The sequence below is a fragment of the Kordia zhangzhouensis genome (genome assembly GCF_001005305.1).
Lineage (GTDB): Bacteria > Bacteroidota > Bacteroidia > Flavobacteriales > Flavobacteriaceae > Kordia > Kordia zhangzhouensis.
The window spans coordinates 288,849-303,339 of record NZ_LBMH01000003.1; the positions used below are offsets into that span (position 1 = coordinate 288,849).

Genomic DNA, 14,491 nt, shown 5'->3' on the forward strand with positions numbered 1-14,491 from the left:
TGTATTATTAAGAAGCTGGTATTCCGGAAGTTATTTTTTCAAACACTGTTTGCAAATCTGCCTTCAAATCCTCTACATTTTCTAATCCAACAGATAAACGAATCAAATCTTGGGTTACTCCTGTAGATATTTGCTGTTCTTCCGTTAATTGTTGATGGGTTGTACTTGCTGGATGAATAATTAATGATTTAGTATCACCAATGTTTGCTAGTAGCGAAAAAATCTGAGTTTCATCAGCAATGCGTTTAGCTGCTTCATAACCCGCCTTTATTCCAAACGTAACTATACCGCTTTGCCCTTCTGGTAAATATTTTTCTGCTATTTTTTTGTATTTGCTAGTTTCTAGTCCAGGATAGTTTACCCAAGCTACTGCCTCTTGTTGTTGCAACCATTGAGCAAGTTCTAAAGCATTTTGACTGTGTTGTTTGATTCGAATTGGTAAAGTTTCTAACCCTTGAATAATTTGAAATGCGTTAAATGGGCTCAATGCCGAACCAAAATCACGCAATCCTTCAATACGAACTTTGGCAATAAATGCAGCTGCTTCCAATGCCTCACTATATACTAAGCCATGATATCCTGGTGATGGTTCTGTAAATTCAGGAAATTTTCCATTAGTCCAGTCAAAAGTCCCTGCATCAATTATGGCGCCGCCTAAAGCAGTTCCGTTTCCATTGATGTATTTTGTAAGTGAGTGAATGACGATATTTGCGCCGTATTTGATAGGATTCAATAAGTAAGGAGTGGCAATGGTGTTATCGACAATAAGTGGTAATTTGTTAGCTTTGGCTTGCACTGAAATTGCTTCAATGTCAAGGACATCTAGTTTTGGGTTTCCTAATGACTCGATAAAAACAGCTCTTGTGTTTTCTTGCACAGCTTCACTAAAGCTATTTTCTTCGGCAGGATCAACGAATGTCGTTGTAATTCCGAGTCTTGGCAACGTAACATTAAGTAAATTATAAGTGCCACCGTACAAACTGTTGGAAGCTACAATATGGTCGCCTGTTCTCAATAAGGTTAGTAGTGTTGTTGCAATAGCTGAAGTTCCCGAAGCAGTTACCACTGCTGCAATTCCACCTTCTAGAGCTGCTAATCTTTGTTCTAAAATATCATTTGTAGGGTTGTTAATTCTGGTATAGATATTCCCTGTTTCTGCCAAGGAAAACAAATTGGATGCATGATCAGAGTTATTGAAAACATAGGCAGTAGATTGGTAAATTGGTACTGCTCGGGTTCCTCCATTGAGTGTCGTATCATGTCCCGAATGTAAAGCTTTTGTTGCGAATTTTTGTGTACTCATTTTTCTAGTATTTGATAATTGTGTGATTTATTTTTTTGAATTTCGATTCATTTTGAGTGTCAACCAACGAAAAAAGGCCTTTTTGGATGTGTATTACCAAAAAGACCTTTTTTTATGCTTACGATAAACGAATTACCATTTATCAGGAACTTTTCGATAATAGCAAGTGTGACCACAACACATCATGCATGCAGTCATCATCATACAACAACACATAGTCATGGTTGTCTTGATAGTTACTATTTGAAAAATTCGATTCATTGGTTCTTAAAAAATTAACTTAAAATATAATCATGAAAAAAGCCTCTGCGTTTGCAGAGGCTTGAATTTATTGATAATGCTTTTAAAAGTTAGCGTAATACAATAGTGTCCTCTGCGGCATTTCTGCTACACATCATACAACACATATTACAAACTTTAATAAACATACTTCGTCTTTGTTTGTGACAAAGGTAATGTCATAATTTTTTAAAATCCAAATATTTTTTCATAAAAAGTTGATTTTAACAGTTTTTAAAAGAAAAATGAAATTCTATTTTTTTGTTGTTTGTTTATGAACAGATTTTTATACATTTGCAGCTGATTTGAGGAAAAATTTGAACTGATTGCAACCTCAAATCCTGAAAATTCAGGATATTAAAAAATGCTAAAGCAGTAATTTTCTACTTCTTTAGTCGACCAAGCAATCACTCTTAGTTTTCTTCATCATTTTAATCATAAAAGAAGATTTATTATGTCATATTTTTTTACCTCTGAGTCGGTTTCAGAAGGACATCCAGACAAAGTAGCAGATCAAATTTCTGATGCATTAATTGATAATTTTTTAGCATTCGATCCTGAATCAAAAGTAGCTTGTGAAACCTTAGTAACTACTGGACAAGTAATCCTTGCTGGTGAAGTGAAATCAAACACCTATCTAGACGTTCAAAAAATCGCTAGAGAGGTTGTAAACAAAATCGGTTATACGAAGAGTGAATATATGTTTGATGGAAATTCTTGTGGAGTATTATCAGCTATTCACGAACAATCGGAAGATATCAATCGTGGTGTTGATAGAGAAACCAAAGAAGAACAAGGTGCAGGAGATCAAGGAATGATGTTTGGTTACGCTACTAAGGAAACTGAAAACTTAATGCCTCTAGCTTTGGATCTTTCTCACTTAATCCTTATCGAATTGGCGGCATTGCGTAGAGAAAATGAAGACATCACTTACTTACGTCCAGACGCGAAGAGTCAGGTAACAATTGAATATAATGATGACAATGTCCCTTCAAGAGTTGAAGCAATCGTTGTATCTACACAGCATGATGATTTTGCTGATACAGACGAAGAAATGTTAGCTAAAATTCGTGAAGACATTATTCAAATTTTAATTCCTCGTGTAAAGTCTAAATTAAAACCAGAAATTCAAGCACTATTTGGTGATGATATTAAATATCATATCAATCCTACAGGAAAGTTTGTAATTGGAGGCCCTCATGGAGACACTGGGTTAACAGGTAGAAAAATTATTGTAGATACGTACGGAGGAAAAGGAGCCCATGGAGGTGGTGCTTTTTCTGGAAAAGACCCAAGTAAAGTAGATAGAAGTGCTGCGTATGCAACTAGACACGTAGCAAAAAACTTAGTTGCCGCAGGAGTTGCTGATGAAATTTTAGTACAAGTTTCATATGCAATTGGAGTGGTTGAACCAATGGGAATTTTTGTTGACACATATGGAACCGCAAAAGTAAATATGACTGATGGTGAAATTGCTAAGAAAGTTTCTGAAGTATTTGATATGCGCCCTGCTGCTATTGAAAGCCGTTTGAAGTTACGTACACCTATGTATAGTGAAACAGCTGCTTATGGACACATGGGACGTAAAAATGAAGTTGTAGAGAAAACATTTACTACTCCAAATGGTGAAAGCAAAACGATGCAAGTAGAATTGTTTACTTGGGAAAAGTTAGACTATGTTGATAAGGTAAAATCTGCTTTCGGATTGTAAAATATCACAAACTTAGTTATATATGTAAAAACCGCTTTTGTACTCTATACAAAAGCGGTTTTTATTTGTAATCATAGTAATATCTCTATTTGTTGCAAAAATAAAAATTGTAACTTCTCAAAAAATATAAAATCATGTCACAAAAAGTGTATTGGGGAATTATTGGCTTAGGGAAAATTGCACACAAATTTGCTGCCGACTTGCAATATTCTGAAGTAGCAGTATTGCATGCTGTTGCTTCTCGAAGTATAGAAAAAGCAACTGATTTTGCCAAAACTTATCAAGTTTCAAAAGCATACCATTCATACGAAGATTTAGTCAATGACCCCAAAATTGATGTAGTATATATTGCCACTCCGCATACATTACATTTTGAGAATTCAATGTTGTGTTTACAGCATCACAAAAGTGTTTTGTGTGAGAAACCTCTTGGTATTAATTCTACACAAGTGCAAACCATAATTCAAGAAGCTCGAGTAAGAAAATTGTTTTTGATGGAAGCTATTTGGACACGATTTATGCCCGCAATTGAAAAAATGATTTCTCTACTAGACGCAAAAGCAATTGGTGATATTATCAGTGTGCAAGCTGATTTTGGCTTTCAAAGTGAATTCAACACTGAAAGTCGCTTGTACAACAAAAAATTAGGCGGAGGTTCCTTGTTAGATATTGGATTGTATCCTATTTTTTTAAGTTTACTTGTTCTTGGTATTCCTTCAGATGTTAAGGCAATGGCTCGTATGACTAAAACTGATGTTGATTCTTTTTGTGCTATGTTATTTGACTATGAGAATAATGCAAAAGCAATCCTAACATCAACGCTAGAAGCAAATACTCCAACAGAAGCTTACCTATATGGAACGAAAGGTAGTATTAAATTACATCGCAGATTCCATCAACCAAGCACAATTACAGTATCGCAAAATGGTAAAGAAACTATTTATGAACTTCCGTTTAGCGGAAACGGCTATATTCATGAAATTGAAGAAGTAAATTCATGTATTTTACATAAGCAACACGAAAGCACTAAACTGCCACTACATCTAAGTGAAAAATTAATGGCTATTATAGAACGTGTCAAATCAAAAATTGGATTACAGTACGAATGATTTACTAAAAACCTGAAACAAATTGAGTAGCCAATCGTCTTACTTCTGTCTCGTTACATTATTACCAAGTGCAAAAGCCATTATTTTCACATATCATCCTAATTATCCTACTCGTTAGTATTAGTGTTTCAACATTTTTATCATACACATTAGAGACGAAAAAAAGACATTTAAAAAATGATCACATTGAACTTTCTGATATAAAATATGGAATGTTTAATATAGATGCTTGGGAAGAACAATTTGCTGTAATCATCACCAAGAAATTGAATGAACTTAAACTTTCAGGAAACGATCGAGAAGAAGCAAGGATTAAGATTGAAACTTTTTTATACGAATCTATTGATAAATTTGAAACTACTTATAAAGCAGAGAATGAACGAGAAGCCAATTATGGCTTTTCATTAAAAAATTTTGGAGCTGATTTCTTTGAAATCTTTGGAGAATTGAAACAACATGTTCCGATTATTACGGAAGATATTCTCAATTTTCTTGAAGAAGAAGAGAATCGTGATAGTATTAAAGAATATATTTTAGCGCAAATTAATTCGTATACCGACAGTACGTTTCAAAAATTAGATTATACAAGATATCAAGATATACTTTTCTCTTACAACGCTTTAACTAAAGAAAAGTGTAAAAAAATCATTTCTAAACAAATTCATGATATTACAAAAGAGCAAACCATACTAAACATAATTTTGGGGCTCGCTTTGTTGAGTATCTTACTTTTTTTATGGAGCAATAAAACACTTTCTCCCTATAAAATAACCATTTGTATACTTGCAATATTGCATGTTCTTGTTTTAGGTGTTTTTTTACCAATGATTGCTATTGATGCACGTATTTCAAGTATGGAATTGCAACTAATGGGAGAACCTATCGTCTTTAAAGATCAAGTGTTATATTATAAAAGCAAAAGTATAATGGAAGTCGCCAATGTAATGCTTTCACAAGGGAAAATAAAAATCATACTTGTTGGGATTTTAGTTGTACTTTTTAGTGTTATTTTTCCATTAGTAAAATTAATTTCTAGTGTATTATTACTATTTAATCACTCATTAAAAAATAATAAAGTTATTCGTTTTATGGTGTTTAAAAGCGGAAAATGGTCAATGGCAGATGTTTTTGTAGTGGCTATTTTTATGGCATATATCGGATTTTCAGGAATCATTTCAAGTCAACTTACTCAGCTAGAAAATGTATCGAATCATTTAGATATTCTGACAACCAATCAATCTGAATTACAAAACGGTTTTTTCTTCTTCATGGCATTTGTACTTTGTAGTATTTTTGTATCGCAATCCATTCAAAAATATATCAATTTCAAAAAAGCACTTTAGTAAAAAAAAGCGAACCGAAGTTCGCTTTATATGCTATTTATCACCACTTGGGCAAAGTTGTCCGCCCCACCATGATGGACAAATAAAACTTTCACATACTGAGGAAGGACAATAATCACACGAATTGAAAATTGTTGGAGGTTGACACGGTTCTCCTATCATTGTTTGTTCTGCAACACCACCTGAAACATGTTTTAGACTAGAAATTGACTTTTTGTTCAATGCTAAAGATCTTAAATTCTTTTTTTTCATAATGAATTAAATTTTGACGTTGTTAATACTCTTAAATTTAGCAATGTAAATCTCTTAACACAAGAAACCTTATTTACGATTTATGAATTGTAAGCACAAAAAGCGCCCTTCATTTTAATTCTCTTTTAAAACAAACGCAACCTTTTTAAAGCTTTTCTATCTAATCAATAACAACACTGCCAAAATGAAAAATCAAAATGCTATTCTATTGAAAAGGTTCAAATTATAATAGGCACAATTTCGCTTTTACATCTAGTAAGAGAACATAAATAGTAATGTATTGCGGTTTTTAATTATTTTCTTCAAAAAAGAAAGCCTTTCTGTTCAAGTACAGAAAGGCTTTTAATTGAATATAGCTATTCTTATAAATTATATTTTACACTAAAGATAAAGTAGCGAGGTTGAATAAAATATTCGCTTGTACTAGTTAAAAAATTATTAGAATTATCTTGATTCAAGGATTTAGTATTCAATAAGTTGGTTCCTCGTACGGCATATTCCCACGAACTGTCTTTTTTCTGATATGACAATTCTGCCTTTAAAAAATTATAGCTATTGATTGTTCGTTCTTCATTTTTGTAATTAAAGTATGAATAATCAGCCGTAAAGATAAAGCTCTTCAAAAAATACGCATCTACATTAACGAACGGACTACTTGTTATAAATCGATTTGAATTTTGCCCTTGATCATAATCATTAATTGTCAAATTGTACCCAACTTCAATATTCGGAGCATTTCTAAAATTGGTACTGATGCGTGTTTGATAGCTTTGCGAAAACGATTCATTCACACTTCTGTTTCCGTTAATTTCTTGATTGAACTTTGAGAGCGAAAAATTTCCTCCTAAGGAAGCTTTAACTTTTCCAAACATGCGTTCAAAGCGACCATTTGCCGAAAAAGTTTCATCCGCAAAGTTAGAATTAAACGGTGTTGATACACTGTTAGTACTTACTACATCAGGAGCGTTTGGATCTGTACCAGGAATTGTCAAAAATTGGGAACGATTTCGAATTGGGTCGATTCGTTTGTTATAATTTAAAAATGCAAAAATGTTTGTGTAATTAAATAAATTGAAGCTAAAGTAACTTAAGTTTATGTTGTGCGACAATGCATTTTCTAACGTTCTATTTCCTCTGTACAAAGAATTATAGTTATTAAAAACCAAGCCTTCCGCCAAATTGTTCACATTCGTAAAATCAGTTTGCATCTGGTAATTAAAGTTTATGTTTTCTGAACTTTTTAATTGTATTCGAATATTCATGTCTGGCAAGAAACGGGTAAAGGTTTCTTTAAATTCTGAACCAAACTGCGTATTTTTAGTACTATACGCATGCGCAGTAATTCCTGGTGTGAATGTAAATTTTCCCGATTTTATCTTATAGTGTGCTCCCAAAAATGCATCACTAAAGTTATAACGAACATCATTGATTACGTCTTGTTGTGGAGCTTGAAGCGGCAATTTACTTCCGCTATCTAACAACTGGAATATCTCTGAGTTAAAATTTTGAGTGCTAAGCGTTGTTCCCGCCGTCAAATTGATATTGCTTTTTTGATTTAATACATACCAATAATCCAAGCGGACATCAAATTTATTAGTCTTCACACGTTTGTCTTGCGCAATATCTAAGAATGATTGTGTTGTATTGAGATCCAATACTTCTGTAAAGCGAAATTGCTCACTTTGCGCCAATCGTGCATTGTAAAATGGATCTTCATCTTGGAGTAAATGTTGAGCTTCTAATGCAAAAATATGATTATCACTAGCAGTGTAATAATAGTTAAGATTTTGATTGATACTAAACGGATTCTGCGATTGTCGTTCGTCTATATTTCCCAATAATGAAGAGAAAAAATCTTGAGTTTCGGTTTGTTCTGACACTTTGGCAAACACATCATAATCTAATTGATTATTCGAATTTGGTTTATACGTAGTACTTAACTTAAATAGTCCAAGATCACTTTTTTGTCGTGTTGTAGTGGTTGTAATTTCATCAGGTGTGGTTTCATCAATATAATTGTTAATACTATTTTCCTGCAATTCTGTTCGTGAACCTGAGTAGATTGCAAATCCACTAATATCCCACGTTTTTTTAGGAGAATAGCTAAAGTTTGTTGCAGCAAATTTAGAGTATATATTTTTCGCTCGATTGTTTCGTAACGTTAAAAATCCAATATCACTTGATGTTACATTAAAATTTGTTCCAGTATTTCTGGACACACTTCTAAATCCGCCCGAAAAATTAAAATAATCACGTCGTGTAAACGGAATAGAACCTATATTATTGAAATCTGTAATGATGTTTACACTATATTTTGGACTGTAATAAAAAAGTCTTGGATTGGCAAGATAACGCTCATCAGGACCAAGTCCTCCAGTGATTTCACCAAACCAAAAATTCTTCTTCCCTTCTTTTAATTTAATATTGATTGCCACATTATCTTGATCGTTTCCTAATCCTCGCATTTGCGATACATCGTTATGATTTTTAAGCACTTCTACTTTGTCAATTGCGTCCGCAGGAATATTTTTTGTTGCTAATTTACTATCGCCATCAAAAAAATCTTTTCCTTCAACCATAACTTTGGTTACGTCTTTCCCTTCTACTTTTATTTCTCCTTCATCATCAACTTCTACTCCTGGCAGCTTTTTTAAAACATCTCCCAGTTTTTTTTCTGAACCATTTTTAAAAGAATCTGCATTGTAAACAATTGTATCTCCTTTGATTGTTACTGGCATTTCATAGGTAAGTTCAACCGCATCAAGAGTTTCATCGGTTTTCATTACAAAATCTTTTTGGATGTCCGACTCTTTCGTTACTAAGGAATCATTGATTGTTGCCAAACCAATAAAACTTACTTTAATCGTATAACTGGTGTGTTTTTTTAATGCGAGTCTATAACGTCCTTCATTGTTGGTAATACCATAAGATTCAAGTGCATTTGTATCTTTGTTAAGTGCAATCACATTGGCCAATTCTAGAGGGTTGCCTAATGTATCTTTTACAATACCTTCTAGTTTTATTTGGGCAATAGTTTCCTGTGCTATGAAACATAGCAATACAAATAATATGTTTTTCATAAATTGTTTTTTCTTCTGATTGTTTAGTTGTCAGTACTGTATTAGCCTCTTCCTCGTCCTCGACCTCTTCCGCGTCCACGATACATTTCTTGCATTTCCTGCATCTTGTTTTTCACGATTTCATTGTATTCCTTTCGAGTGACTTCTTCTCCTTTTGTTGGTTTTTCAATAGGATCTTTTTCTGCTGGATTCATTACAATTTTAGAGCATAATATTGTGGTTCGGTATGCATTTACTTCCAATATTAATCCTGGCAAGCCCCAATATTCTCCTGGCCCTTGATTTACAGGAATATCAAGTGTATACCAAGCGGTAACCAATATTTCTTTTGGAATATCTATTTGACTGAACGGATCTTTTGCAGCTTTGATAGAATCTTGTTTTTTTTCTTCAGGTGTTTTCTCTTTATCATTATCTCTTCTTCTAGGTCGCATACTGTTAAAATCCAATTCGTCAACTTTTTTTAATGCTGTTGCTTTAAAACATAAATATTGACCAATCTGTTTGGTTTCACCCTCCATTTTCCATTCTAACTTCTGCAAACTGTCTTTGATTAAAAATTTTTTACCAAAAAACTCCTTCGATTCTAAAATTTCACCATTCTGAATATCCTTGTACTGATTTCCTTGAGAAAAACTTCCCATCATCATTCTACCAAATCCGCCGCGTCCTTGCCCAGGAGCTTCAACACGTTCTTCTTCTTTATATACAGAAGATGTTCTATTAAAATCGAGTACATATACTTTTTCTAAAAAGCTTTTCATACGTTCTTGAATACGTTTTTTTTGCTCTTCAGACAATTCTCTTCCGCCCCAATTCATATCCATAGTTGTTTTGGATTGATAGTAGGCTTTCCCTTGAAAATTTTGAGCAAATATACTAGTCGTACATAAAACCAAGCTCCATAGTAGTAATCGTTTCATCTGGTAAATCTTTATGTGTTTTAATTATATTTAGTACGTTAGTACCAAATAGTGCAAAAAGTTACACTTTTAATTTTAGTAAGACTTACATTTTGGAAGGAAGTTTAATCTGCTTTTGTTAATTTTTCATTTGTTTTTATTAAATAAGCCTCTTTAGTATAATTGTTATTCTTTTTATATTTCCTTGTTGATCTTTTATTGTAAGTTCAACGGCTTTATCTTCTTGTTTCAATAATTTACGACACTCTTTTATATTACGGGCTTCTACTTGATTTATTTGCAATAGTTCATCTCCTACCCGAACTCCTTTTTGGTAGGCTTCCGATGTTTCCACCACATTGCTGATATTAATTGTTTCAGCATTTTTTTCAAGAGCAATTCCACTTGTAGGAAACTCAAAAAGTTCTCCAAAAGTAGTATTAGGTTGCATGTATATTTTTTGGTTTTTGTAATCGAGAATTGTATTAAATCTACTAATGATTTTGATTCCAAGTATCCCAGTATATTCTTCAGAAGCCATTACGCCTGCTTCGCTATTGGACAAGTTCATTGGCATTTCTCCAAACTGATAATTACCAAAACGTACATTGGCAACTTTTCCTATTTTAAAGCTAGAAGAAGTTGTTAAGCTTTCAGCTCGATTTTCGATTGTCGTCCCTATTTTAGAAGCTATTTTCTGTTTATTCACAAAAGGTGTATTGAGTAAGAATGTAAAATTTGCACCAGAATCAAATAAAAAATTTCCACTGAATTTTTCTTTGGTATTTAATGTAAATTCTAATTGAACTTGTGGAATTGAACTATAATCCATTACTATGGGCGTTTCTGTATATTTTTCAACTCCCGCAACTTCATTGATATCATTATACAATTCGATAACTTTTTTGTCAAAATCAAGTTGTGTTATAAATCGTTTCATAATATCTGCTCCAATAATTCCATCAATTGGCAGATTTCCTTTTTTTGATAAACGTTCTAAGTCAATTAACACTATGTGTGTTTCTGATAATGTTATGTTTTCAACCTGAACTTTTTGAAACAACGCTATATCATACATTTCCGTTCCTGCTGCTCCTTCAGTAGGTTGTTGATAATTAGATTTTACACCTATTTTTTCTGCTATTTTAGTATCTATTACTGTAGTTGACGCTCCTGTATCAAAGACAAAATTTAATTCTTCTGGATATTCATTTACTTTTACCTTAACATACATCAATCCGTCATGCACAAAAGGAATTTGTGCTTGCTGAGCTAAAAGTGCAAAAGGAAAATTGATGATGAATGACACTATAAGTAAGCTATATATAATTCTATTTTTCATTTGTGTTGTGTATAAATTAACCGCCTATTCGAATTTCAATATGATTTCCATCTCCTCTCCCATTCCCTCGATAACGCTCCATCATTTCTTCAGATTTTTTACGCATAATCTCTTCAAATTTTGCTTGTGTTACTTCCTTTCCTTTCGTTGGTTCTTCAATAGCAATCTTATCTTTTGGATTTAAAACAATCTTGCTACACACAATCGTTTGTCTACCATCATTTACTTCTAAAATTAGACCTGGCAATCCCCAATACATATCTGGTCCTGCATTTACAGGTATTTCTGGTGTATACCACGCTGTAATAGTTGTCGTTTCTTTTTTAGTTTCTTCAGTAGTAGCTTCATTTACAGATGAAGAGGTTATCCGTTCAACTTCAATAGTTCGAGTTGCTTTATAACATTGGTACTGTCCAATAAACTTAGTTTCCTTTTCAAGATTCCATTCTTGTTTCTCTAATTTGTCTTTTACTAAGAATTTTTTTCCTAAAATCTCTTGAGCATTGGCAAAGCGTTTATCTTTAGTATTCTTATACAATATTGCAGATTCACTTCCTCCCATTACCATAACTTGCATCCCAGCGGCTTGTGGTGATGGCGCTGCTAATTTTTCTTCTTCTTTGTATACAGACTCTGTAGTATTGAATGTGAGCTTGTATTCCTTTTGAAATTGTTTTTGAAGCATTTCATTGAGTTTTTCTTGCATTTCTTTGTCAATTCCTTGCTTCTGACCTAAACTGTCAATTTTTAAATCCATTTTCATATTTGTTTTATATGTGGCTACTCCTTGAAAGTCTTGCGCATTCAAAAAAGCATTCATCAATACAAATACAAAAACGATAATTGATTTAGTATAATTTTTCATAACTATTTGTGTTTTTAGTTTTTTGATGGCACAAATATGAATTAGAAATTACTAGTTTTTGGTTAACGAACGTTAACGAGTGTTAAGCGATACGCTTGTTTTATGATTTTGTTCTTACTTTTGAAGTGTAACAAATAGAAAATGAAGCAAAAACGCTCTTCTTGGATTTTATATACGATTATGGCAACGATTGCCATTACCGTCGCAGTACAAATCTATTGGAACTACAAAAACTATCAAGTCAATAAACAGCAATTCATCAATCAAGTTCAAATTAGTTTGGATAATGCTGTAGAAGCTTACTACGCTGATTTTGCCAAGCAAGAAAAAATGATGTTGATTAGTATGAACGACACTTCTCATACGCACAACTCAAAGACTTTTGAAAAATTACGTGACCTAAATCTGGATTCAATTTTTCAAACTATAGAAGCGCGTATCAAAACAAGTACTGATACTATTATTATTGACGCTCGAAATAGTACTGGGTTTTCTAAAGCAGACTCTACACAACTTGTTGAATTTAACAAACGATTCAGCATTCCTAACCTAATGAAAAGTAAAGACAGTATTCGAATGTTTAATCAAATTTCATCTTTATATATTTCTATTTCTGAAGATTCATTAGATTTTGACAAACTAAAAACATTCTTAGACACTGAGTTCAAGCGCAAACAAATTGAGCTCTCATATAATCTTAACCAATATGTGAATGAAACGTTAGTAAGACAGGTCTCTAACCATCAAATTTCTAATGATTTTTTAAAAACAAATTCAAAATCAGCCTACTTAAAACCTGGAGAAAAACTAGAATTGCAATATGCCAATATTTCTAAAGTAATATGGAAAAAAAGTGTTTTAGGAATTCTTATCTCTACTCTATTATCATTGGCAATTATTAGTTCCTTATTGTATTTACTTCATATTATTCGTCAGCAGAAACAACTAGCTGAAATTAAAAATGACCTAATTAGCAATATTACTCATGAATTCAAAACACCTATCACAACTATTTCCACGGCTTTAGAGGCAATACAACATTTTGACGCTTTGAAAGATCCTGAAAAAGCTAAAAAATATTTATCCATTTCCGAAAAACAATTAAAAAAACTACATCTCATGGTCGAGAAATTGTTGGAAACGGCTACTCTTGACAGTGAAAAACTTTTATTAAAAAAAGAGATGCTTGATATTGTTGATTTTATCCAAAAAACGACAGAAAAACAACAAGCACTTTCTTCAAACAAAACTATTTCTTTTCGAAGTAATGTAAAAGAACTACTACTAGAATTGGACTCTTTTCATTTTGAAAATGCAATTACAAATTTGATTGACAATGCATTAAAATACGGAGGAAATCAAATTGAAGTACAGGTAAATAAAGTATTAGATACCGTCGAAATTACTGTAACTGACAATGGCAATACCATTGATAAATCACAACGAGAAAAGATTTTTGATAAGTTTTACCGTATTCCAAAAGGAAACACACACGATGTGAAAGGTTTTGGAATCGGATTGTATTACACTAAAAAAATTATTGAGAAACATGGAGGTACTATACAATTAGTTCCAAGTACTAACCATACCATTTTTAAAATTGCTTTGTTAGGATGAAAAAAAATCGCATCAAATTAGTGCTGGCAGAAGACGAACCTGCTTTAGGACAAATTGTAAAAGAGAGTCTAGAATCACGCCATTTTGAGGTTTTTTTATGTGAAAATGGTGAAGAAGCATATGAAACATATCAAACTAAACAACCTGACATCTTAGTTTTGGATGTAATGATGCCCAAAAAGGATGGGTTTACACTTGCCCAAGAAATTCGAAAGGAAAATGCAACCATTCCTATTATATTTTTAACAGCCAAATCGCAAGTAAAAGATGTTGTAGAAGGTTTTGAACACGGCGGAAATGACTACTTAAAAAAACCTTTTAGCATGGAAGAACTAATTGTTCGCATACATGCTTTGTTGAATCGTATTCATCTAAAACAAGACGAAACAAAAATACCTATTGGAACTTATATTTTTAATCACACACAACAACAATTGATTTGGAACGAAACACCGGTGCAACTCACTCATCGCGAAGCCGAATTACTTTACCATTTATCAGAAAAACGAAATGCTGTTCTTGATCGCACTTTTATTTTAAATAAACTATGGGGAGATGATGATTTTTTCAATGCGCGTAGTATGGACGTTTTTATTACAAAACTTCGCAAAAAACTGAAAAACGATCCTGAAATTCAAATTGTAAATGTACGCGGTTTTGGATATAAGTTGATTTGCTAACCACAAAT

Annotated in this window: 11 protein-coding genes; 5 read left to right on the forward strand and 6 right to left on the reverse strand. The window is 32.6% G+C overall.

What is annotated here, in order from left to right; all coding sequences use genetic code 11:
• Positions 1-7: 7 nt before the first annotated feature.
• On the reverse strand, positions 8-1,303 hold the full coding sequence (locus tag AA088_RS04630) for an O-acetylhomoserine aminocarboxypropyltransferase/cysteine synthase family protein (RefSeq protein WP_046743784.1): 1,296 nt from the start codon (positions 1,301-1,303) through the stop codon (positions 8-10).
• Positions 1,304-2,036: 733 nt separating this feature from the next.
• On the opposite strand from AA088_RS04630, the gene metK reads away from it, so the two are divergent.
• The 3 genes from metK (at position 2,037) to AA088_RS17540 (ending at position 5,745) form a co-directional block, all read left to right on the forward strand.
• Entirely contained in the window at positions 2,037-3,293 is a 1,257-nt protein-coding gene (gene metK / locus AA088_RS04635) for a methionine adenosyltransferase (RefSeq protein WP_046743785.1), read from the forward strand.
• A gap of 134 nt (positions 3,294-3,427) precedes the next feature.
• Positions 3,428-4,402 (forward strand): Gfo/Idh/MocA family protein, encoded by a 975-nt coding sequence (locus AA088_RS04640; protein WP_046743786.1) that lies wholly within the window; start codon positions 3,428-3,430, stop codon positions 4,400-4,402.
• A gap of 212 nt (positions 4,403-4,614) precedes the next feature.
• Positions 4,615-5,745, forward strand: coding sequence for a paraquat-inducible protein A (locus AA088_RS17540; RefSeq protein WP_052752782.1), 1,131 nt, complete (start codon positions 4,615-4,617; stop codon positions 5,743-5,745).
• A 33-nt stretch (positions 5,746-5,778) separates the two neighbouring features.
• On the opposite strand, the gene AA088_RS04650 is transcribed toward AA088_RS17540, so the two are convergent.
• From AA088_RS04650 to AA088_RS04670, 5 genes are all read right to left on the reverse strand, one after another.
• Positions 5,779-5,997 (reverse strand): hypothetical protein, encoded by a 219-nt coding sequence (locus AA088_RS04650; protein WP_046743787.1) that lies wholly within the window; start codon positions 5,995-5,997, stop codon positions 5,779-5,781.
• 362 nt (positions 5,998-6,359) lie between these two features.
• Positions 6,360-9,077, reverse strand: a complete 2,718-nt coding sequence (locus tag AA088_RS04655; RefSeq protein WP_046743788.1) for a carboxypeptidase-like regulatory domain-containing protein — start codon at positions 9,075-9,077, stop codon at positions 6,360-6,362.
• Positions 9,078-9,118: 41 nt separating this feature from the next.
• Entirely contained in the window at positions 9,119-10,000 is an 882-nt protein-coding gene (locus tag AA088_RS04660; RefSeq protein WP_046743789.1) for a GLPGLI family protein, read from the reverse strand.
• Positions 10,001-10,139: 139 nt separating this feature from the next.
• The gene (locus AA088_RS04665; protein WP_046743790.1) at positions 10,140-11,321 is read right to left on the reverse strand and encodes an aspartyl protease family protein; all 1,182 of its coding nucleotides are present in this window, start codon (positions 11,319-11,321) and stop codon (positions 10,140-10,142) included.
• Between the two features lie 16 nt (positions 11,322-11,337).
• Positions 11,338-12,186 carry a GLPGLI family protein gene (locus AA088_RS04670; protein ID WP_046743791.1) on the reverse strand — a complete coding sequence of 283 codons (849 nt, stop codon included), beginning with the start codon at positions 12,184-12,186 and terminating at the stop codon, positions 11,338-11,340.
• A 141-nt stretch (positions 12,187-12,327) separates the two neighbouring features.
• Between AA088_RS04670 and AA088_RS04675 the strand changes: the two genes are divergently transcribed.
• Positions 12,328-13,803: a sensor histidine kinase gene (locus AA088_RS04675; protein WP_046743792.1), complete on the forward strand. Its 1,476-nt coding sequence runs from the start codon at positions 12,328-12,330 to the stop codon at positions 13,801-13,803.
• Positions 13,800-14,483 (forward strand): response regulator transcription factor, encoded by a 684-nt coding sequence (locus AA088_RS04680; protein ID WP_046743793.1) that lies wholly within the window; start codon positions 13,800-13,802, stop codon positions 14,481-14,483. Before AA088_RS04675 ends, AA088_RS04680 begins: the two co-directional genes overlap by 4 nt.
• Positions 14,484-14,491 lie beyond the last annotated feature (8 nt).